Origin of the sequence: Carboxylicivirga fragile, assembly GCF_050589805.1 — a bacterium.
Taxonomy (GTDB): domain Bacteria; phylum Bacteroidota; class Bacteroidia; order Bacteroidales; family Marinilabiliaceae; genus Carboxylicivirga; species Carboxylicivirga fragile.
Genome location: NZ_JBNGOY010000004.1, coordinates 1 through 22,109, shown reverse-complemented (window position 1 = coordinate 22,109; position 22,109 = coordinate 1). Strand labels below are relative to the sequence as shown.

Here is a 22,109-nt window from a genome sequence, read left to right as displayed (position 1 = left end):
TTACTCCCTCAAATAAGTAATTTCAAACTTCTTAACTTCTCGCTCTTCCTGAAGGGTATTTGCCAAATTAAATGGATTCTTAAAATCGTATGGCTGGAAGATGTCCAGACCTCTATCTATGCTAATTTTCCATCCAGTGTCGGTTTCGATACTTCTAGCATGAAAACTCAAAGACTGGTCGAATTCATAGTCGAATACAATGCCTGAGCCATCGATACTTTCTTTAAGTTGTTCGAAACGCTCCTCACTTTCCTGCTCTTTAAATTCATCGTATTTGGTAACAACACTTATCTCAATGTCCTCACCAATGGTTTTGTTCTTGTGAACCATCTGGATGAATTCCATCAGGTTCTTCACTTGGTAGAATAATCGTAGGTATGGATCATTGATGGTTATTCTTCGTGCCCCTTTAAGGTATGGCGCAAAGAGTTTCTCATAACTTACCCCTTTAGTGTTTTCTTCGTATACCACATGCTTGCCCGACAACAGTTCTTCTTTTGGTGTTGTAGTTCTCTCAACAACCATTGGTATTTCCTCATAGGTCTCAGTTTCTTCATCTCCCTCTTTTTTAAATAGACTTGGATACTGTTTTTCCTCAAGGGTTAGTACTGCAATCTTGTTAGTACCATTGGTGTATGAGAATTCAACTTCAGAGAAGGTCTCATCGATGATGGCAAGCTGGTTCTTAACTCTTCGTCTACCTTCCAGAGCAAAATCAAGCAATTCTTTAGCTTCTTCTTTCGAGCAATCTCCATGAGGGTATATAATCTTACACAAGCCAGAGAAGGTCTTTAAAACAGCCGTACGATCCCTTGTGGTGATACCTTCTGATAATTCGAAATATTTACTGCATAAGTGCGAGTAATCATCCTTACGTAACACTTTTAGTATCTCTGCCAGATAATCAGCAATAAACCCATTACCATCAGTAAATAATTCATTACGTAACTTCTGCACCTCCCATCCGGGAATATAACAGTGTATACGATCCAGAAATGCAGAATCGTGATATGCTTTAGGTAATGCTTCAAATAAATCCGAATGCTTAATCATATGGGTTACTGAATGCATGGTATTACCCACAAACGAGAATGATGCTGCTGCACCATAAGGTGAACTACCCCTAGAGAAGGATTTGTTTGCCATGTAGTTCTTCATGGTATCTACTAGGTTCTTATCCACTCGCTTAGTGATTCCGGCAAACTCATCAAAAGCCACATTATCCCAATAACCAACCAGACCAATTTGACCATTACTATTGTTAACGAATAGTTTGGCTTGAGTTACTTCACCACCGGAGATCAACATCCCATGTGGTGATAGTTCCGAATAGATATGGCTCTTACCTGTTCCTTTAGGACCAAGTTCGATCAGGTTGTAGTTGTTTTCACAGAAGGAAACCATACGGGTTAATTGAATCAGCTTCCCCCTGAAGTTAAACTGCTCAGGATTTAAGCCAATACTTTGCATCAACAGGTCGATCCATTCGTCTTTGGTAAAATGAGAGCGTAACGATTTAAATTCCTCCAAATCTACATGGGAGATTTGAATAGGTTTTAAAGATTCAATCACCCAAGGTGAGTCATTACCTTCATCTCCACCTAAGTAAGATAGGTTCACAATGCACCATACACCTGATGTCAATAATTTTTTATGGTTGGCAATAATATCATTACTGATGGTCACTTTTTTAAGTCCGAGGTTGGCAAACTCTGCTTCATAGATACCTCTACGATCATTTAACCGGGCAGATACTTTATCAATGACACGGTGGTTACCTTTAGTAACAATATCATGCTTAACAGCTTCAGCTTCATCACGGTGCACGAAGTGTTTTTTGATAATCTCTTTTACCTTTTCAACGCCTTGCGTTACGATTTCATCATCTGAAGAAGCACAATGTTGACCAAGTAAATATTCTAACACATAGGTTGGAACAACGGCATTACCTTTAACAAACTTAGTAAGGTCCTTACGTACGACCTTACCTTCAAAGTGCTTTATGATTTTTTGTTCTAGTCCCATATTACCACTCATCTATTTCTCGTGTACTTATTTTGATTAAGTCATTTACTCCAATCGGATTTAACCTCGACTTATCTTTCTTATCGTATGCCCTTAAATATCCAAAGCTGGCTTTTGATCCAAGTGTATTGAGCGACAATATCACCTCAAATACTCGTTCTTTAGGATTGTTTGAAGTTGAATTCAAAATTAATGTTGAATCATTCGATAATAATTCCCCTGTGTCTGAGAACAAGCCAAATACTACCTCCGAACTTTTATATTCATTGGATACTGGTTGATCCTGAAGAATCGTAATCTTTAGGCTACCCGAGGATATCTTATCCGCTTGATCAATACGTTTGAATGATACAGCTTGATTAGCTTCTTTACGGTTCTTATATAGCTTAATAACAGGTGTAACTAATTCCTGAAGACTTGCTCCACCATGTGCAAATTGAACACCAACATTACCTTGTTTTCGATAACGGTTAATGGCTCTTGGAACAGACACTTTAAGATCAGTATCCAGATTAGTGGTATTCTTTAAGTCCATTTGGTATCCATCCACCTTACCTTCAAACTCATCAGCAATAACAAAACGAGCATGTTCCCTGCTGTAACCTTTTGTTTTGGGTAATACCTCACGACTACTTTCGGCTAATTCGTTATAGTTGTACAAGAAGCCATGGTCAGAGGTAACCAGCACATGCATGATCCTGATCTCTCCAGAAATATTATTGATTAACCACTTTAAGTCCTTAATTGCCTTTTCAGTGGCTTCAAACGATTCATGTTCTGTTTTCTTCTTATCACCAACAGCATCAATCCAATCGTGATACACATAGGTGATACGTTGATCTCTAAAGAATGCCCTTTTCTCTTGCTTGCTCATTCTTTTGAGTTCAGAGAAGTTAATGGTGGCACTCTCTTTTTCTTGAGTCTGTAAGATGCTCTCTCGGTTAGTGCTAACCGTTGTCTTTCCATTGACCTTAAATGATAAGTCGGCATCTGCTTTCTCTACTACCATATCTGTATTAGGTAGCAGGTTCGCCATTCCAAGGTTGGTGTAGGATGGAATTGAAGCCAGACAAGGTTCAATTGTAAGGTCATTCTTACTATTGGAAAGCATATCGTTATACATATCGTGCCCCAACTCATAGCGTAAGGCATCTGATATAATGACCACAATCTTATTATTGAAATCCTTAATGTTGTTATCGTAAAAATCGAACTGCTTGTTAACATCAAGGGCATGGTAGTTGAATTTATTCTCTGCCATTATCTTCTGCCACTCCACATTCAGATCAATCAAGAAGCGATCATATTTCTCATTCAGGGTGCTGAATACCTTTGATGCCACTTGTTCAAAATCGTAAAGGTCATCACTGGCATTTTCGTAGGCAATAACCGCCTTACGATAACTTAAATCAACCTGATACAATTCATTGGAATACTCATTGACGTAATCTTCAGGTGCATTGAATTTAAAAGACTTGTAACTTTCAAGCACACCATACATGCCCGAAGCATTGTAAATGAAGTTAACCTGCTCTACTAAATCATCAGGTAAAGTACTTGAACGCATCCATTTAATACATTCATCCTTTGTTCTTACTGGATGATTTTCTATGTTATGATATAAATCCAGAATTAAACGATTCAACATATCCTCAGAGTAGTATCCATACTCTTGCTCTGTTCCGTACCACTCAATGATCTTGGCGTATTGAATGTCAGCAGCCAGATCACTGAATACAGTTTCGATATGACCTTTTAATGTGGGGTTGTTCTCCCAATCTTGAAAGAAGGATTGCATGCGGTTTAAGCCAGCAGCATTATCCATCTTTAGTTTCGAATAACTATCTGCCTTGATGGTCTTATCAATAAACACCGTGAGTATGTTGTATTTGATCAGCCGGGCAACATCGGAAACCGTTTCAATATTTAATTCTGAATAACGCTTATTCACCAAATTACTGATCCACTCCAGAATATCGGCTTCTATGTCCTGTTCTTTAATGGTTTTTAATAATTTGTTGAACTTAGTTGCATCAGTACCTTTAATCAACAACTTGGCGATGCAGCTATTTCTGTCAGTGATTGAACTGAAATTCAGAGAAATGGAGATCAGACCTAACTTTAGGTTAGAAGCATTGAAATTTCCCTTATCCAAAATCTTCGCTAACTTCTTCTGGTTAGTTTTGGTTTTTAATTGCTTTATGTAGCGTTTAACCAGCGATAGGTGATGATCCTGCAATCCATATTCCGATAAAAACTCAGAAGCATCATCCAATCTCAACTCCGCATTGGCTTTCAATAAATCCAACAGGGGATATTTCTTGAGTTCATTATCGTTGGGTCGAGCAAATGGATGATACAAAAACAATTGCTGTCCTGCCCATTCAATCTCCAAGCGATACTTGAGTTCAAAATAATTGTTTTGAACCTCAATTACCTTAATGCCGGATGCTTCTATTTCTTGAAGGTCATCACGTAATGAACCATCCGCATCGAAATAAAATACGATATTTCGCTTCTCTTGAAGTAATATATTTTTAATCTTATCTACTATCATTGTCCATTATATCTTAGCAACAGCACCTTCAAACTTGGCATAATTAACAGTTACACCATCATCCAGATCAAACTCAATTTGCTTGGTTGCCAAATTCTTTAATACCTCGTTGTAATCACGACACTCAATCTCCCAATTACGTATCTGCTCCAAACGTTTAACTTCCTCACGACTCAAAGTGATTTCATTCTCTTCTAGCTTCTCACGCTCCTGCTTGAGGTACTCCTGATGAGGATGCAGGTAGTTGCGTTGAATTTTCTGTGCCGTAAACTTATCCATGCGGTGCATGTAAACCAATACTTTAAACGCTGCGTTTTGTGGTTTGGAAGCATTGGATGCGAATAACCAATATATTGGTTTCTTCTTGTACATACTGGTGTGATACTTCCAGAATTGATTGTTGAGCCACTTGTGAAGGTCCATACCCAAACACTCATGCAGGAAGTTAACGTTATCGGTTAATGTCTCTTCACCCCATATGGCGTACATGATGTCTTTCATGCGTACCAAGGCATCATCAGGGAAGGCACAATTATCTCCCATAAGGGGTAGGATGCCATCTTCATCAATTTCAATGGGATGGCTGTTGTATTGATAGGAAGCAACCTCATCATCAGATGGATTAGGGTGGGCAATGTTTAAGCCGGGTTTATCCAGACGATAGCGACCTAGAAAAACACCAATAGCATAACTTACAAACTGACTTAGCACTTCTACTTTATCGATGGGCAGTTCAACGGCATCTTTACCTTGTTCTCTATAAATAGGCTCTAGTTGTTCCAACGCATTACGATCCAACTCATCTTGAAGGATGGTTATATCTTTTAATGCCACCTCTGGAGTTAATTCTTCTTGCAAACCATAAATTTCGATAAAAATGCGATTAAGTTCTTCCTCATTGGCGTGGAGTTGGTAGAAATCATTGGTTACTTGTTCCTGCCAATGTTGATATGATTCAGTTAAGGAGTTATTACCATTTAATAAAGGGGAGTGTATGAAATCCCATGAGGTTTCAAAGGAATTCCAATCGAATTTTGTGATTTTTATACACTCATTTATTATTACTTCACAAATTGCTGAATGATTATTTGGAGGAAAGTATAACATTCGTCCTATATCACCGGGTTGAAAGTTTAATGTTGGTGAAAGAAATTCTAAATAACGCTTAGCAATTTTACTGTTTAAAACAGCACCTAAATAAAGTAAGTTGTTATCTGAAAACAAAGTACAACCTCCATTATCAAACAAACAACCTGCAGGAACATACCTGCAGGATAAACCATTGGAACTAACTGTAGACCATGAAAACCCTTCTCTAAAATGATATTGAATGTTCCTAATTGTTGGTTTCTTTTTTTTCCATTTAAGACGACTTTTTATCTCTTCACCTTCATTTCTCCAATTAACAACATAATCTCGATTGCCATACCATTTCCTAAGTTCCCCCCCTTTGTTATATGGAAACCACTTCTTATTAACATTATGATTTGTCAATGAGCAATTCATGACGTTAACTTCAAACCAAAACTTAAGAAAGAGTGCATTCTCACCTGTATCAATGCCTTTTCGTGGGAAAGAATAATTTTTGTAAAACTCACCAGATGAATACATGTCTTTTTCCCTCTCGCTCACCCAATAAGCAATTGGACTACCCGGTATTTTGGAGAAGTTGGTTTGGGGGATGTTTTGATAGTGATTACTTCCATTTAAGAACTTTTGCTCTTTTTCGGTATTCGTTCGGTACTCAACCAAACGATAATAAGTGCCACCAGAGGTTAAATTATCTGTTGTCAATGGCGAATTACATAAAACGAATGCAGTTGATTGTACCACTTCACCACTTAATTCCTCAAAGGTACGTGGACCAAGGTGAAGCATATTAATAATCTCATAATTACTTAAAATATCATCACGCAGCTTTTCGTATGAAGACAAGAACATCCATGAGTGCTGGTTAATCATCCCCATTAAACCCTTAGAAGAATTTAAACCTAGACAGACCTCCATAAATACAGCAAATAGGTCTGATTTGGTCTTCGGGTAATGTGAATTCACATAACTCTTCAGATCCCCATTCATACTTTTCTGCCCCATGTAAGGTGGATTAGCTACCACAGATGTATATTTCTTGGTCAGTAGTAACAATACCTCCAAAAATGGTTTTAAACGTATCCATATATCGCTCTGCACCATATCCAATGCACCAGCACTCTGGCTTAGCTTGTTCCAGTTGTTGTATTGCCCCCTTATATAATCGTAAGCTTCAGCACTTAACTCCAGTTTAAGGGCAGAACCAATGTTTTTACCTTGATTAAGCAGTTGCATTGCTTCTCTTAGGTCAGCTACATGTTCATGTCCATCGTGCCCCAAAAAGTTTTGTAACTCTTCGTTTAAGAAATGGCTTGTTTCAGGGAAACTATAGATATGAGGTAAGATGCCTTTGTTTAAGATATCGGCATCGTACTTCGCAGCCTTCAGCAATACCGCAAAACGAGCCAGTTGCATGGCACGGTCATCAATATCTAGACCGTAAAGATTGTGCTCCAAAATTGAAGCCACTGCTTGTTTGGCTGTATACCCTTCTTCTCGGTACATCTTAAACAGTAATTCAAACCCGGTAACCAATATGTGTCCACTACCACATGCCGGGTCAATCAAGGTCAATTCGGTGATGTCGGTGATAATGGCTTGGTTGTTTATATCACTATCGTTCTCCACCAAGTACTTCATTTCCTCTTTCAGGTCAGAAGTGGGTTCGTAATCCAGATAAACTTTACCAACGGTGTTTTCCACCATGTATTTCACAATCCACTTAGGTGTAAATATCTGCGTGGCTGCTGGTATATCTTCTGCTCTGGCTTTCTTATTCTTTTTAAACCCGGCAAATACCTCGTCTTTCTTATCCGAGATATAAAATTGATACAACCACCCAATTAACTCCACCTCTTTATAGTCATCCAAGGCAATGGCATCGCTATTGATCAGGTCAAGCAAACCATCAGCTTGCATTAGGTTCTGTGGGAGCAATATTTCGGTATAATCGTCAAGTTTACCAAACACATCGTGCAACAACTTATTGCGGTTGCATAGGTCAGCAATCAACAATCCAAAGGCTTGTTCTTCTTTATCGTCTTGTAAATACTCCAATAATAAATCCTTCTCACTCTGTTTGGTCAGAGTTGATTGTCCACGTTTAGCATTTTGAACGATTAATGGTGTACGAACCCCTTCAGCATATTCCAACTGTTTGGTGATATAACCATTGGATTCTAATATTTTAATTGCCATCAAACGGTTAAACCAAGTATATGAGGCTTCTTCAATCACATCCTCAACAGATTGTTTATCCGTCAATCGTTCCTTTAGCTTGTTCCACTTTGCAGGGACGGTAGTTTCAGTGTAGATTTGCCCCCTAAAGGAATATCCCCCATGAGTCGCTTCCAGATTCTGGTCATTGTTGCCATCCTCGTTAAATCCCCAATATTTTAGACGTTGTAATACCCCATCCATTAAAATTAAACGTGCTTCCTTCGCAAAGGACTTTATATTGTTGGTTTGCATATTAGTTCAAGAATATTTTTTTGTTTTTAGCCAGTTTTACCATCAATCGTTCTCTCAGTTTCTTGATGTAGTCATCCAACTGTTCTGGTGTTTCAATGGTTTGTGGAGACATTTCTTTTGCAATGAAGACATCAACGCTGGTAACATAACTTTTACCCGTTTTCTTAGCCTCTTCTTCCGCTTTGCGATTTTCCAGCTTCTTAAAATTCTCTGCCCTGAAGTTACTGGCATTAAGCTGATAATTCTCCAGCATCGTAATTTGCCCTTCTTTTCCAATTTTATTTAGAAGCTGATCAGAAGCAGGTGTTATGTTGGCATCTAAGCCTAATTCAGTACGATGCTTTTCAATCTCTTCAAAAATGGTTTCATATAAATTAACCACTTCTGTTCGAAGGTTTTCTATTCGGGTTTTAATCGCTCCATGCACCTCTTTGTATGCCTTTCGCATTTGAGGAAACTTCTCCCATGGCTCTTTGTCTTTGGCAAAGTAATCCACCAATTCATCAGCCTTAATATTTAGAGTGTCTTCCAATGAGGTGAAATTGTTCTCATTCTGTTTTGTAAAGTTTGCAATATCAGCATATGCTTTGAAGTTGTGCTCTTCGAACTCTACTATAAACATGAATGTATCACGTGCAGTAACTAACTCTTCTTTCTGAGACATTACTGTTGAAACCAATTTTTCTGGATTACGCTCGTGATATATTGTCTCAAGTTGTTTGTGGTAAATCTTTAGGTGCGAATGAAATGGATAACTCTCGTAATCATTTTTAAACTGATTAACCTGAACAATTATTGGTTGAAGGTTTATTCTAAAGGATTCAACCGCTTCCTTATATTCCATAATATTTGAAGGAATAAGAGTCTCGTTGAATATTTCATCATTAACGGCATGCCTGAATGCATCGATTTCTTCCTGCGAATGAACCTTTTCTTTCAGAATGGTTATAGAATCACGTTCTTTAGAGTTCAGTGCTTTATCTGCATATGTTTCAAGATTAATCTCTTCGTTTTTCCACTCGAAACGCCTGTGCCCTTTCTTGGCAATACGTAATAGGATATCCAAGGTACATATATCTTTCCATCCGTATGGGTCTTTCTCAAATTGCTTCACCACATCACCAACCACCGCTACTTCACCAAATAGGTTTAGTTTGTTGTTGAGTTCTTCTTCAGCCGGAGACAGGTCTTTGTACATCTCCTTTTGTTTTTGCTTGGCTTGTTTTAACAATTCGGCATTAGTAGTGGCATAGCTGGAACTAAGATTGTGTTTGTGGTATACTTGCTCCATATGCTTCTTCACCATATCCACAAACCGTGCATTAGGGTTTCCACCATTAATGTCATCCGATGTAATCACTTGGTTTTTCGAGATGATAGCGGTCTGCTGAAACTTATTTTCAAAGCGAAGTTTGATTTCATCCAACAGGGTTTTATTGGTTTCGCCAAAGTTCTTAATCGTTTCCGCTCGTGTTCCGGTAGCATTACGGTTTGAAGAAATGTATTTTTGAGTTCTTACATAATCCAAAACCTGAGCACGGAGATCAGTGTCATTATTAAACCATTCACTGATACCTATGATGATATCGTTGGAAGGAGTAGAATGAGCCAGATGATCAAGATCGGTAGTATCGTAAATTGAGAATTTAAGGTTGAAATCCCCTTTTGTTCCAATCTCTTTATCGTCAATTGAAATAGCAATTTTGAAGTTGCGAGTCCCTAGTTGAGCAACCGGAGTTGGCTTTAAAACTTTTAGAATAATATCCTTATAAATGTAATCTAACCTATCTTCATTGGTTACAACAGTACTTCTAATGATATGAGCCACTTCAATTTCATCCTCTTTGAGAAAACGGTACTTACCTTCAGAAACCTGAATGATGTTTTGCGATACCATAACATCAAGTACTGACTGTACCTTGGATTGCATATCCATTTTTGAGGTATCCACCGAATCCATCATTAGTAAAGCGAGATTCTCCACATTTGCAGGGAAATTAACACTTTGACTCTCTCCAAGGTTGGAGATCATAAACACAGAACTTACGACTCGTCTAGAAAACTCATCATTCTTAATGGCTTCCAAACTGTATGCCCGGTCCAATATTCCCCTTGCATGGTGAGTCAGATTCTTTTCAAGCTGTTCATTGAAGAAGAGATCGAATGGCACAAAATACCCAACTTCACTATCCTTACAAAGGTTTGCTGTGTAGTGAGTAATTCCAAGAATAGCACGTTCAGTGTTCTTTACACCTTCGCCTACATATCCTACTTGGCTAAACGATTCAAATACATCGGAGATCAATCTAAACTGGTAAGGAATAAAAGGGTAAGTTAAGGTGAAATCTTCTTTATTGTTGAAGTTCTCATACAGATCATGATCGAATACAAACTGGTTTTCAATTGCCCCTTTATTCTCCTTATAGTAATCACTTAATGCACCTAATCCATCCGAGTTTTTATCTAACACCCTACGTTTGGTAATGTATGCTGCATCCTGACTTTCGAGCGATATCATGGTTTCAAAACGTCCCATGATCTTTCCGAAATCCTCTGCTTTACTATCGGTATTGTCAATCAAGTTCGATAACTCTTGTTGTGCCGTACAAACGATCCATACCTTTTGACCAATCTGTGCCCCAACCTCTTCAACTATGGTTTGAAGGTTCAGCAGTAAAGAAGTATTTGAACCAATGTACTGAGATACTTCATCCATTAGGAATAACAAACGATAGTTATCATCCTGTTGAGACAGGTAATCCTTCAATTCATCGATTAAGAACTCGATGGTGTAATCCTGATTACGATCCAGAATACTTTTTTTCAAGGATTCTTTATCAATATCAGCATCGAATTCCATCGCAATCTGAATCACCTTATCCAGATACATCCTCGCAAATCGATTTTGATTTCCGGTCCAATCGGTATTGAAAGCAGATTTTATTTTATCCTTAAATGCCTGAAAATGCCCTTTCTTATCTAATGGTTTTTCAAGATATAGAGCCAGAGCAATATTACTATGGTTGTAACCTCTGTAGGCATTTAACTGATTTAACAACACTCTGGTAATACGATCTTTCGCTCCATCCTGATCAGAAACAGCATCAATATTGAAGATGATTTCTTCAATGGTGAGTTGATCAAGACTTTTCTGAAGGTTGGATACCTGAAGCAATGTTGGTTCATCTGTTAACTCCAAGTTCTCCAACGACTCCTTAAAGTTGGAAAAAGCATCTTGACGATACTCCTTATTCAAACAATAGAACAGGTACTTAATGAAGTGAGACTTACCACTTCCGTAATATCCACTGATCCAAACACCTGTTTTACCTTCTTTTTTGTTGGCAACAGCGTTTAGAAACTTATATATGTTTTTAGTAATTCCTTGAGTAAAGACATATTCATCAATTTCCTGCTTAATGAAGTAGTCTTCCATTTCACTTACTACAACTGCCGGGTTGATTCTCCGGGTAATGTCTTTGTCGTATAAATTTTGAATGAGCATTCTATCTGGTTTAATGTCTTTTATATTGTGTTAGTTTATTCAATTGTTTCACCTAATTGTCTGTTTAGGTTGTTTGCCCGGTACATATTATCGTCATTAAGCAGTCCAAACAGACTGTATTTTGATTCGGTATATTCACCGGGGTAAAAAACGATGATCTTAAATTCTTTGATGAGTCGTTCTGTTCTCTTCAAGAACTCGGATGCTCTTAAGTAAGGGAATGAACTTCCGAAACCATGAAGAATCAGGTACACCCGTTGGTCTTCATTTGATTGAAAGTGACTTTTTACCTTTTTCTCAAATTGCTCATAGAACTCCCCATGATTAATCTCTTCACGTATCCATTGCAAAGCGTCTTGAGGGTCTTCTTTTTCCTTTTCTATTACCTGATCAAAAAGCGATTGACCAGCAAAGGTTATATCCTTCAGATATTCAATTACTTCGTGATAGATATTAATCACCAATGAATCCAAGTAATGATTTGGACGCTTGAGTTTCTCGATCAATAGATTAATCTGCTCTCGCATGGCATATTCGTTCTCTGGAGCGTAGGTGTATATGTATGCCGGAAAGAACAGGTTACCAGTCCTTGGTTCTTGAAAACCCTTATCCGACATTAAATCATATAGTTTATCAATATTGATCATGCTTCAATAATCTCCTTTCGTTCATTCTCATTTAATAGCAATACCTCCAGAAACCAACTGTCGCCATTGTTGACGATTTCTTTGAGTATTTGTTGATCGTACTCGACCTGAACGAGCGTGTTTTTCTTTAACATCCCAACTTCCCTTAATACCTTTAAGGTAGCACCAGAAATATTACTCAAATTCTTATCTGACATACCTTCTAATTCAGGATGTGTATCAGAAAGTTTGTATATGAAGTTCTTAAAATCGTATGATGATAATTCGTAATCCATGTTATACCATTTGTTCAACACCACGTCTAATACAAAGTCCGGTATTAGTTGATATGACTTACATATCGCATAGAAAAGGATAAGCGATTTATCTTCTGGATTTGCGTTTAAAAACAAATTCCAAAATATTTTATTCCCCACATTTCTAACCCTTTTAAGTACTTCTGCCAACACCTTCTTTTTAGAGTTTTCTGAATTTACCGGGATGATATTAATATCGACCTTCTCTCTTCCGGCAATAAATTCTCCAATGTCATTAACGGAACTTATTATGGCATCAAATTCTTTTATCATTAACGACCTCGTACTATATCCTGTCTGGTACTTATTTTTCATCAGCACCTCCCTTTTCAACCATATCATTATTCACCAACAACTCCTTAGCCTCAACCTGTAATAGTTCAGCTATTCGATAAAGAACCTCAATACTTGGCTGCCTTCTGTTTTGCACATAAGCATTAACCATATTGAAGCTTTTGCCCAATCGTTCCGCTAACCAAGTTTGCTTGATCCCTCTATCCTCAAGCACTTCTTTAATCCGATTCATATAAATCCCCCGATTTGAATATAGGTTTACAAATATATCACAAAATGTGAGATATGAAAGTGAGATGGAGGGGAGAGAATGAAAACTACTCATGTTTCCAAAAATATCCTTTATGTGATTTTCTGTCACCATAAAGAACCTTACATATACCACTTTTTGTACATTCAGTATTTTTTACTGCTTCTACGATTGACGGATAAACTTTTACTAATTCTCCATCAAGAGTATATTGACCAATTTTTCTAGCACTCCTACCATATAGCTTGTTGTCTTTAACGGTACATAATTCAAATCCATTAATAGAACTTGAATTACGGTCACGAATTACCACGCTTGGTTCAGAATCTTGATTATAATTAGAATTTCTCCAATTCTCGTAAAGGATCATGAACTTTTTATCTTTAATAGTATGATTAAATAATTCTGATAGGCTACAATCCAGATTTGTGTGCATTCCATTCTTTAAGATGCGGTAAAACTTTGAAACAAGCTTTCTAGTTTTACTAAACTTCTCATTTAAATCGTTCTTCTGTTTCCAAGTTAGGTATTCTTCATTTTTAATATCATGAATAAGAGGACTGAAATATTCTGTTAGTATTTCTTCAGGGTAGCCTTTATAGATATTATCATATGTACCTGATCTAAAAGATTCTTTCTTGATAATTTTTATGACAGGACTGTCAGGATAGTAACTAGTGATATTCTTTGCATCACTATGGTTACTCGTAAGGATCGGTATTCTACACATTCGTTTGTATCCTTTAAGAGTGTAAAATATGTGTGATTTTGATATTTCTTCATCAACAGTATTATCATGAAAGTGAAAACCTAATGAATAATGAATTTCACCAGATTGATCAATTATCATGGTATTTTCATCTGGATCAAATCCCACTTCATAAGAATCTTTTAGCTTTTCCATAATATATTAAGTGTTTGCATTATGAATGTTCATGATGTTGTAGGCAATAAGTATTTTGTTTGAGGAGGAGATGATTAATTATTAATTCTAGTTGGTTAGTTTATTAGTTTTAATAAGTACAATGCTCCGTCCATAATGCTACCAATACATTCAGCATTCTTAGGTACTTTCTCTCCCATTCCCGGATATACAGGTACTATCTTTAAATTACCAGAATTAACCTGTTCTAATATTGATTCGGTCTTTTGCATATCATGTAGTGTAGCATAGAGAATTAAGCCAGCCAACTGCTTATCCTTAAAACTATCGTAAATAACGCCCATAAGTGTAATTGATTCATTAATTCGTTTGCTTATCTGTCTCAAACATCACTATCTCAATTCCTCTAAAATGAGTTATTGGATACCCCATTTGCTTTTCAATTGCTTCATGTAATGCTGTATAATCCTTATTGCTTGAAATCGATTTAAGTGCAGATAAATATTGAAGATACAGTTCTGGTCGATCTATTCCATATTGTGATTTCTTACCTGTAACATACCTAAAAATTCGACTATCCCATATGGCATACATTTCTGGATTAATAAAGTGTAACAGTTTAGAGAGTCCAACCATTGAATTATTAATGCAAGGCTTTAAAATACTAAGATCATCAATCGATAATTCTATTCCATCCTTGGCAGCATTCAATAACGAAACAACTTCATCAATCTTTGTTAAGTCTAAAGTTATTATTGTTGGCATCCAACCATAAACAAAATGGCTAGAAATTAATAAATGATGCTTCTCAATACTATCGATATTTCTGAAGTATTGTATAAACTCTGGATATGTTTGAATATAAGAATCTGATGACTGGATCGTTAACCTTTTAGTATCATTTTTGATTCTTTCGAATGTGAGGGAAGGTATGTTCATTTGGTTGTTAATTACCATTTATTTAGTATTTTTTGGTATTGGAATCAGCATTGTCACTGGCATCCGCATATTTTTCTTTTAAATGCATTATTTTATCCCTTATTTCATAAATCCCTTTCCATTGATCACCAGCAGAATCGCACCACCATTTAAATTCTATTGAATTAAATCCTTTTTCAATTCTTAAACTTTCCCACGCTCCATCACATCCGCATGCATCATCTGGCAATAGAATAACCAGTTTCAGACCTGAAATACTTCTTTCTAAATCACTGTATTCCTCATGGGTTATAAAATATTTTTTTCTGTTACATTTAAAAAAATACATCTCTCCATTATTGGTGTGATCAACATAGAATCTAATAAATCTATTCTGATAATACATATCAGTTGGCTCAACCTTATATTCTAAAAGCAATTCTTCCATAATCTATTTTTTTTACGGGATTGATGTTGCTTAATAATTAGAAAGCCAACTCTTAAACATTTCCCAATGACGATCATACCACTGAGAAGTCAGGTAGTACTTTCCCCCATAAATATTTCGTGAATAATATCGTCCATAGCCTTTATCATCTTTAGTTCCTTCTTCTATTTTTCTAAGAACAGACCAGTCCTGATTAAAGGTTTGTTTGGAATACCATCCATCAAGAAGGTTTGATATCTCCGAGTCGGATATTTTCCCTTCATCGAATAGTCTTTGCATATGGTATTGAACAAACTGACCTATTTTCATACCATCTTCAGATGGTTTAGTACTGTTTACTTTAACGCCACCCGATGGTATAATCGGAGTTATCAAATTGCTTTTACTTCGATTATCCAACTGCAACAACTTTAATGCTCGTGCGAATAATTCAGTGGTATCATTTTCATGTTTAACGGTTTTACTGATTGGATCAACCATCTCTGAATAGAAATCACTATTAGCTATTAACCTTATGGAAATACTGTCATCACTAATCACTCCCCTTGCTATATCGATATATTCTAAAATCTGTTTCTCAACCGATGGGTTTACTTTTGGAGAAACAAAGTAAGAGTGAAACTTATCAAACTGGCTGAAGTAGCATTGCATGATAAAAACCGTCCTGAATATCTTCTTCATTAACCGGGCACATGTTTCATCCTGACCACCATAATTTAATCCGGCTGAATGAAATGCGACATCTATGCCATAAACAGTGCTTTCTTCCACATTTATTCCTAAGACATCTATTTCAGCTTGTTTAACTAGTTGTTCAAACGAATTACCTTTAAATATTTCACTAAAGACAGGATGTTGCTTTATTTTCTCGAACAATTCAATTGCTCTTTCTTTATCGTAATCAGTAATTACCCAACCACCACTGGTTGCCCAATTGGTTTGTACCAGTCGGCATTTTTCAACATGCTTTAAGTAACTATTTACGAGTGATTCAGCTATTTCAATTTTCATTCTTATTCTAGAATATGTGATTAAAATCTAAATTTAAGTAAAAAGAATACATGATTGACGTGGATTATTATTTTCTTTATGTATAGTAAACTTATTTAAACTCTAAGCATCATGCCCCGATACCTAACCAAATCCCGATTCGCCCTAGCCTTAGCTTGCCCCACCAAGTTATATTATTCAGGCAAAGACCAATACCCTGATCAAAACACAGAGAATGATTTTCTAGCTGCCCTCGCCAAAGGTGGTTTTCAAGTTGGTGCTCTTGCTAAATGTTACTACCCCAATGGTCATGATATCGATGCATTGGATTATGAAGAAGCCATCAAGAGAACTAATGATCTACTTCAACAAGAAAACGTTGTAATATTTGAAGCTGCCTTCAGAGTTGATAATTTATTCATCCGTGTTGATGTTTTGGAGAAGATTGGGAATCAGATTAACCTCATCGAAGTTAAATCAAAATCCTTTTCCGGTAACTCTTCACTGGACATGCTAAACAAGAGTGGCTACCTAGATTCGGGGTGGAAGAAATACATATATGATGTGGCTTTTCAGAAACATGTTGTCACTAAAGCAGAGCCAGATTGGGATGTTAAAGCATATTTGATGCTGGCTGATAAAGACACTGTTGCTACTGTTGATGGTTTGAACCAAAAGTTTTTATTGAAGGAGAATTCAAACGGTAGAACTTATGTTGAAATCGTTGGCAATCCTACTCCTGAAGAACTTGGTGAAGAGATATTGGTACGAGTTAATGTTGACGATCTATGTCAAATGATTTATGATGGCACTGATTCAAAAACGTTGCCCGAAAAGAGTTTTATCGATTTGGTTAAATATCTTGCTGATCATTATTCTCAGGATAAGAAAATCATAACACCTATTCATACCGGATGTGCGTCATGTGAATTCAAAACAGAAGAAGAAACTGATGGTAAATTCTCAGGCTTTAAAGAATGTTGGTCTCATCAACTACACTGGAAGCATCAGGACTTCGACAAACCCCTAATATTCGATATCTGGAACTTCAGGGGTAAGCAGAAGCTAATGGATAATGGTATCTACCATATGGATCAGGTCACTGTTGATGATATTGGTAGTGGTGCTGAGAACCAAGAAGACATATTAACTCCCAAGGCACGACAATGGCTACAGGTTCAACAAACTGTTTCTCTCGATCCTCAACCATATATTGATCTCGATGGTCTTAGGGAAGAAATGGATAGTTGGGTGTATCCGCTTCACATGATTGACTTTGAGACCTCTGCTGTTGCTGTACCATTCTATAAGGGGAGACGACCGTACGAACAAACTGCTTTTCAATTCTCCCACCATATTATTTATGAAGATGGTCGCATTGAGCACAAGGGACAGTACTTGAATATTTATCGTGGTGTATTTCCCAATTTCGAATTTGTTAGGATGTTGAAAGCTGAACTCTCAGAGGATGAAGGTTCGGTCTTTAGGTATGCTGCACATGAAAACACAATTCTAAACCACATTATGATCCAGCTTCAGGAGGCTAATAATGATGATGTGAATGATAAAGAAGAACTAATTGAATTCATAAAGACCATCACTCATTCAGCGAACCACAGAGGTACAAGGGACATGATTGACCTTCTGGAATTGGTGAAGTCTTATTACTGGCATCCCCTGATGAAAGGATCGAATTCGATTAAAGCTGTTTTACCAGCAATAATGAACTCTTCTGAGTACCTGAAGGAAAGGTATATCCAACCTATTTACGGTCTTAATTCTGAAGTCAAAAGTCTTAATTTTAAGGATGGTTGGAAGTGGATTCAGCTTGATGATCAGGGGAAGGTAATTAGTCCCTACAAGTTGCTACCATCGTTGTTCGATGGGTTGGATGATGACCAAATTGAGGCTTACCTTATGGGCGATAAACTAGCTGATGGTGGTGCTGCCATGACCGCATATGCGATGATGCAGTTCTCGGAGATGTCACAAGAGGAACACCAGAGAATTGCTGATGGACTTCTCAGGTACTGTGAGTTAGATACTATGGCGATGGTATTTATTTATGAGGGGTGGAAGGAGATGATTATTTAGGGACTGAACCGTCATGAACGAACCATTACTTTAGGAAGAGTGAGGCACATTGGCAGTGCAACAATCCTGTCAGTCGCCTATTTGATTAGCAAGTGGTTTTTATCTCATAATCACATTTTATCTCAATCTGGTTACCGCAAATCGCAAAATTTCCATATTCTGTTTCTATGATACTATCATCTTCATTCATTTGAGGTCGAATGCTTTCGAAAACAACGGTTAACTTATTGTTCTTTTTCTGCTTTTCTAGCCATGTTTTCATCCTGTCGTCATATTTGCCTTTCATTGGTGTTTTTGTTGGTAATGTTGTTCGAATAAAATCATTTTCGATCGTAAATATCACATTGTCAAACCATTTTTTTTCATTATCAATATTGAAGAAGCATTCTAACTGAAAAACATATAGGAGGCATTCTTCTTCGTCCTCTCCAAACCCTATAGATATAGCACCATTATCTTTAAAGTCATTTTCTATTAAACTATTAGATGAATAAAAGTAAATTAGAAAATTATTCAATTTCTGAAGGTCATATAGAGATTTAAAAAACTCTGATTTTGAAACTTTAATTTCAGAATCTAATGATTCAATACACTCGCCATTAATTCGATAGCTATTATGACCAATTGTATTCCTTAATTTTACATTATACCCACTATTAAATAAACTCAATAATATCGGGTATTTTTTTAGTTTTGCTTTTATAAAGTCAACTGCAACTCCTTTTTTTAATCTGCCAGATTTATCTCGAAGATTACTTAATTCAGTATTTACGCTTCCTTTAGTATTAAAGGAAGCTATTGAAGCAAATAATAAGAGAATGGATTCAATTTCATAATAACTTTGATATAAAAAGCAACTAACTTGAGAGAGACCTTGAACAGAAACTTCAGAAACAATTTCAAAAACATTCATACGTTTGTTATCAAATGAACTCATCGTTTCAGTCTCAAAGAAACTAACAATTTCATTGAATTTAACATCAGATTTTGAGTGATTAAGAAATTCTAAAAATTCTGATAATTCATCGCTTTCCCCATCCAATCCAATCAAAAGACTCCATAAATAATTTCTGTAAATTGTATAGGTATTTGGAGATTCTTTGAATAATTCAAATAACTCCTTTTGAACATTTTGAGGTGGATTTCCTTTACAACCAGAAGAAATCCAATGTTCATAATTTGCGATTCTATTTCGAAGTTGTTCTTTTATTTTTCCATTTGCCATAACTTTTCTATAACGTGATGTATAAACTATGAATATGTTTGAATAAATGAATCTGAAATTACTTAATGTTATAAATCCTAATATGGTTGGTGTTTTCCATTGGGACTATTTCTGCAAGAACTAGAAGTCAAAGAACTAATCGTTGAATCCTTTTTACCACAGTATTTACAAGTATAATTAATCTGCATCTTGCCTTCGTATGGCTGATGATTACCATCTCGATTATTTCTACAAGTACTTGATGTTAATGAACGGATTGATGAATCTTTCTTTCCACAAAATTCACAAGAATATTCTTTTCTTTCTATTCCGATGTAAGGCTGATGCTTCCCACTTGAATTAATCCTACATAAACCTGATGTCAAAGAATTAATAGAGGAATCCTCTTTTCCACAATACTTACAGTAAAATTTAAGTGCATTTTTTCCCTCATATGGTTGATGTTTTTGATTTAGACTATAACGACAAGAACTCGAAGTTAAAGAACTAATAGAGGAATCCTTATTGCCACAATATTTACAAAAGTATGAATTGAAAGACTCACCGATAAATGGTTCGTGCTTTCCATTGGGACTATTTCTACATGAACTCGAAGTTAAAGAACTAATCGTTCTATCCTCTTTTCCACAATATTTACAAAAGAACTTAAGAGCAATATCCCCTTCATACGGTTGATGTTTCTTACTTGAACTATATCTACACGAACTCGATGTCAAAGAACGAATTGATGAATCTTTTTTACCGCAACATTTACAGTAATAATTCTTTGCGTCCTCTTTTTTATCTTTTTCTTTAGTTTCAACTGAATCATCTTTCTGTGATGATGACTTTCTAAATGGTTCTTCTGATTTATTTGTGTGTGATGTTTGTTTATGAAAATCAGGCTTTGGTTTTTCTCTAGTATTACTTGATGAACTATTAGAAATTGTTTCAAAACTAGCGGACTTCTCATAACCACTAGAGATCTCATTAGAATATCTTCTTTTTCTTTTAAACATTATTCTTATCACGACAACTCCCCAAATAATGTATACAATCCATCGCCACCAAACACTCTTTTGTTCTTCTTCTTTTTTAATAAACTCCGCAGCAACATAACCCTTATTTCCATCGACTGTAGAAATTTCATACCATGGCTCTTCAATTGAAAGAACGCTAACAACATCTCCTTGCTTTAATTTATGAACAATGGCAAAACTTGTTCCTGCTCCCTCTCTAATATTTAGACTTGTTGCATTAACCGTATATGTGATTTCAATTTCATTTCTTTTAACGGAATCGAGTTCTTGGATGATAAAAAATAGTCCTATGTAAAGAAATACATGGATAATTGGTTGTAGTTGAATATTTAATCTCTTTTTTACAAATGGAATAGTATATACACCAATTAGTATTAATGCAATATTAAGTCCTCTCATTTCATTGGTTGTCGCCTCAATCAAGTAGAAAAAACCACTAATAATTGCTGTTATTCCCAAAAACCAAAGTGCAACATTCTTTATTATTCTCATATGTTTTTGCTTTGTACAACACGAATAAGCATTAATAATAATGCTCATAAAATAAATGTGTAGTGAATATGTAATTATCCACTATCCAATTCTTCCTGCTTTAATTTTAGGTTGAAACTTAGTTTCCAAAAATACTTCCAACGCTAATAACCAGTGCTTATCTACCTTATTCTTTACATTAAACAGTAGAATTGATTTGTCTTCATATTGGTTGATATCCCAGACGCAATAGCCATCTTTTTGGGTTCTAACATCTAAATGTTGCATAACTCTTGCTCTACTATTATTCATGCTAACACCGACTCTGTACGCTACATTATTACCTATGAAAACATATACTCCCGGATGCCACACAATATTAATATCCTCTGATGGTAGTTTTAAATATTCAATGGTTTTATAATCCATTGGAGATCCATTTGATAATAAATCTAATATCTCAAATTTATCCTGCATAAACCCAAACTCTGATGTAAAAGCATTGATTATTTGTTGTTTAATTGATTTAGAATCCGACATTTGTATTTTCGCTTAAAATAATTATTGTTAAAAATAGAAAATATATTCCACCTGCATTCGATTAAAATTATAAATCACCATTCTTTTACCAACCCATACCTCCCCCCGATTTGTTTAGCCTTAAGAATGGTTTTGTTACTAGCCTGAGTATGACTTGCAATTTCACGCACAGTACGACCTTTATTCAACCACTTAATGATCTCTTTGGTCTTATCCTTCTCAAGAAACTTTTTCTCTGATTCAGTGCTACCATTAGGTCTTCCTAGTGTACCACCCTTTTGAAGGTAAACCATGGAATTACAAATAAAAACCGGACGTTTTTTTAAGACCTTAAGCCGCAATTAAAACTTGGTAATAATTTAATTCATATTCAATGGGAGTTACAT

General features: G+C 36.0%; 17 protein-coding genes. 1 reads left to right on the top strand and 16 read right to left on the bottom strand.

Features of this window, described 5'->3' with window-relative positions; all coding sequences use genetic code 11:
• The 12 genes from brxL to ACRD7B_RS02485 form a co-directional block, all read right to left on the bottom strand.
• Entirely contained in the window at positions 1-2,025 is a 2,025-nt protein-coding gene (gene brxL / locus ACRD7B_RS02540) for a BREX system Lon protease-like protein BrxL (RefSeq protein WP_430822893.1), read from the bottom strand.
• 1 nt (position 2,026) lies between these two features.
• Positions 2,027-4,582 (bottom strand): BREX-1 system phosphatase PglZ type A, encoded by a 2,556-nt coding sequence (pglZ, locus tag ACRD7B_RS02535; RefSeq protein ID WP_430822892.1) that lies wholly within the window; start codon positions 4,580-4,582, stop codon positions 2,027-2,029.
• Positions 4,583-4,588: 6 nt separating this feature from the next.
• Positions 4,589-8,143: a BREX-1 system adenine-specific DNA-methyltransferase PglX gene (gene pglX, locus ACRD7B_RS02530; RefSeq protein WP_430822891.1), complete on the bottom strand. Its 3,555-nt coding sequence runs from the start codon at positions 8,141-8,143 to the stop codon at positions 4,589-4,591.
• A 1-nt stretch (position 8,144) separates the two neighbouring features.
• On the bottom strand, positions 8,145-11,648 hold the full coding sequence (gene brxC / locus ACRD7B_RS02525; RefSeq protein ID WP_430822890.1) for a BREX system P-loop protein BrxC: 3,504 nt from the start codon (positions 11,646-11,648) through the stop codon (positions 8,145-8,147).
• Positions 11,649-11,683: 35 nt separating this feature from the next.
• A complete protein-coding gene (locus tag ACRD7B_RS02520; RefSeq protein ID WP_430822889.1) occupies positions 11,684-12,295 on the bottom strand; it encodes a BREX protein BrxB domain-containing protein in 612 nt (203 codons plus the stop codon).
• Complete coding sequence (locus ACRD7B_RS02515) at positions 12,292-12,906, bottom strand: BrxA family protein (protein WP_430822888.1); 615 nt, start codon at positions 12,904-12,906, stop codon at positions 12,292-12,294. The genes ACRD7B_RS02520 and ACRD7B_RS02515 overlap by 4 nt, the downstream gene beginning before the upstream one ends.
• Complete coding sequence (locus ACRD7B_RS02510; RefSeq protein ID WP_430822887.1) at positions 12,896-13,117, bottom strand: helix-turn-helix domain-containing protein; 222 nt, start codon at positions 13,115-13,117, stop codon at positions 12,896-12,898. Before ACRD7B_RS02510 ends, ACRD7B_RS02515 begins: the two co-directional genes overlap by 11 nt.
• A gap of 85 nt (positions 13,118-13,202) precedes the next feature.
• Complete coding sequence (locus ACRD7B_RS02505) at positions 13,203-14,039, bottom strand: hypothetical protein (protein ID WP_430822885.1); 837 nt, start codon at positions 14,037-14,039, stop codon at positions 13,203-13,205.
• Positions 14,040-14,134: 95 nt separating this feature from the next.
• On the bottom strand, positions 14,135-14,404 hold the full coding sequence (locus ACRD7B_RS02500) for a hypothetical protein (RefSeq protein WP_430822884.1): 270 nt from the start codon (positions 14,402-14,404) through the stop codon (positions 14,135-14,137).
• The gene (locus tag ACRD7B_RS02495) at positions 14,379-14,975 is read right to left on the bottom strand and encodes a hypothetical protein (protein ID WP_430822883.1); all 597 of its coding nucleotides are present in this window, start codon (positions 14,973-14,975) and stop codon (positions 14,379-14,381) included. Before ACRD7B_RS02495 ends, ACRD7B_RS02500 begins: the two co-directional genes overlap by 26 nt.
• A 4-nt stretch (positions 14,976-14,979) precedes the next feature.
• Entirely contained in the window at positions 14,980-15,384 is a 405-nt protein-coding gene (locus tag ACRD7B_RS02490) for a hypothetical protein (protein WP_430822882.1), read from the bottom strand.
• Between the two features lie 30 nt (positions 15,385-15,414).
• Positions 15,415-16,395: a hypothetical protein gene (locus tag ACRD7B_RS02485; protein WP_430822881.1), complete on the bottom strand. Its 981-nt coding sequence runs from the start codon at positions 16,393-16,395 to the stop codon at positions 15,415-15,417.
• Positions 16,396-16,506: 111 nt separating this feature from the next.
• On the opposite strand from ACRD7B_RS02485, the gene ACRD7B_RS02480 reads away from it, so the two are divergent.
• Entirely contained in the window at positions 16,507-18,468 is a 1,962-nt protein-coding gene (locus tag ACRD7B_RS02480; RefSeq protein WP_430822880.1) for a DUF2779 domain-containing protein, read from the top strand.
• Positions 18,469-18,553: 85 nt separating this feature from the next.
• On the opposite strand, the gene ACRD7B_RS02475 is transcribed toward ACRD7B_RS02480, so the two are convergent.
• The 4 genes from ACRD7B_RS02475 to ACRD7B_RS02460 all read right to left on the bottom strand — a co-directional run bounded on the left by ACRD7B_RS02475 (position 18,554) and on the right by ACRD7B_RS02460 (position 22,016).
• The gene (locus tag ACRD7B_RS02475) at positions 18,554-19,693 is read right to left on the bottom strand and encodes a hypothetical protein (RefSeq protein WP_430822879.1); all 1,140 of its coding nucleotides are present in this window, start codon (positions 19,691-19,693) and stop codon (positions 18,554-18,556) included.
• Between the two features lie 77 nt (positions 19,694-19,770).
• The gene (locus ACRD7B_RS02470) at positions 19,771-21,204 is read right to left on the bottom strand and encodes an SH3 domain-containing protein (protein ID WP_430822878.1); all 1,434 of its coding nucleotides are present in this window, start codon (positions 21,202-21,204) and stop codon (positions 19,771-19,773) included.
• 81 nt (positions 21,205-21,285) lie between these two features.
• Entirely contained in the window at positions 21,286-21,723 is a 438-nt protein-coding gene (locus ACRD7B_RS02465; RefSeq protein WP_430822877.1) for a hypothetical protein, read from the bottom strand.
• Between the two features lie 74 nt (positions 21,724-21,797).
• On the bottom strand, positions 21,798-22,016 hold the full coding sequence (locus tag ACRD7B_RS02460; RefSeq protein WP_430822876.1) for a hypothetical protein: 219 nt from the start codon (positions 22,014-22,016) through the stop codon (positions 21,798-21,800).
• Between the last annotated feature and the right edge of the window lie 93 nt (positions 22,017-22,109).

What these genes read in the sequence shown, in the direction of transcription:
- pglZ (WP_430822892.1), bottom strand. Translation starts at nt 4,582, where the DNA reads ATGATAGTAGATAAGATTAAAAATATATTACTTCAAGAGAAGCGAAAT.
- ACRD7B_RS02520 (WP_430822889.1), bottom strand. Translation starts at nt 12,295, where the DNA reads ATGATCAATATTGATAAACTATATGATTTAATGTCGGATAAGGGTTTT.
- ACRD7B_RS02495 (WP_430822883.1), bottom strand. Translation starts at nt 14,975, where the DNA reads ATGGTAATTAACAACCAAATGAACATACCTTCCCTCACATTCGAAAGA.
- ACRD7B_RS02475 (WP_430822879.1), bottom strand. Translation starts at nt 19,693, where the DNA reads ATGGCAAATGGAAAAATAAAAGAACAACTTCGAAATAGAATCGCAAAT.
- ACRD7B_RS02485 (WP_430822881.1), bottom strand. Translation starts at nt 16,395, where the DNA reads ATGAAAATTGAAATAGCTGAATCACTCGTAAATAGTTACTTAAAGCAT.
- brxL (WP_430822893.1), bottom strand. Translation starts at nt 2,025, where the DNA reads ATGGGACTAGAACAAAAAATCATAAAGCACTTTGAAGGTAAGGTCGTA.
- ACRD7B_RS02490 (WP_430822882.1), bottom strand. Translation starts at nt 15,384, where the DNA reads ATGGAAGAATTGCTTTTAGAATATAAGGTTGAGCCAACTGATATGTAT.
- ACRD7B_RS02480 (WP_430822880.1), top strand. Translation starts at nt 16,507, where the DNA reads ATGCCCCGATACCTAACCAAATCCCGATTCGCCCTAGCCTTAGCTTGC.
- ACRD7B_RS02460 (WP_430822876.1), bottom strand. Translation starts at nt 22,016, where the DNA reads ATGGTTTACCTTCAAAAGGGTGGTACACTAGGAAGACCTAATGGTAGC.
- pglX (WP_430822891.1), bottom strand. Translation starts at nt 8,143, where the DNA reads ATGCAAACCAACAATATAAAGTCCTTTGCGAAGGAAGCACGTTTAATT.
- brxC (WP_430822890.1), bottom strand. Translation starts at nt 11,648, where the DNA reads ATGCTCATTCAAAATTTATACGACAAAGACATTACCCGGAGAATCAAC.
- ACRD7B_RS02470 (WP_430822878.1), bottom strand. Translation starts at nt 21,204, where the DNA reads ATGAGAATAATAAAGAATGTTGCACTTTGGTTTTTGGGAATAACAGCA.
- ACRD7B_RS02465 (WP_430822877.1), bottom strand. Translation starts at nt 21,723, where the DNA reads ATGTCGGATTCTAAATCAATTAAACAACAAATAATCAATGCTTTTACA.
- ACRD7B_RS02515 (WP_430822888.1), bottom strand. Translation starts at nt 12,906, where the DNA reads ATGAAAAATAAGTACCAGACAGGATATAGTACGAGGTCGTTAATGATA.
- ACRD7B_RS02505 (WP_430822885.1), bottom strand. Translation starts at nt 14,039, where the DNA reads ATGGAAAAGCTAAAAGATTCTTATGAAGTGGGATTTGATCCAGATGAA.
- ACRD7B_RS02510 (WP_430822887.1), bottom strand. Translation starts at nt 13,117, where the DNA reads ATGAATCGGATTAAAGAAGTGCTTGAGGATAGAGGGATCAAGCAAACT.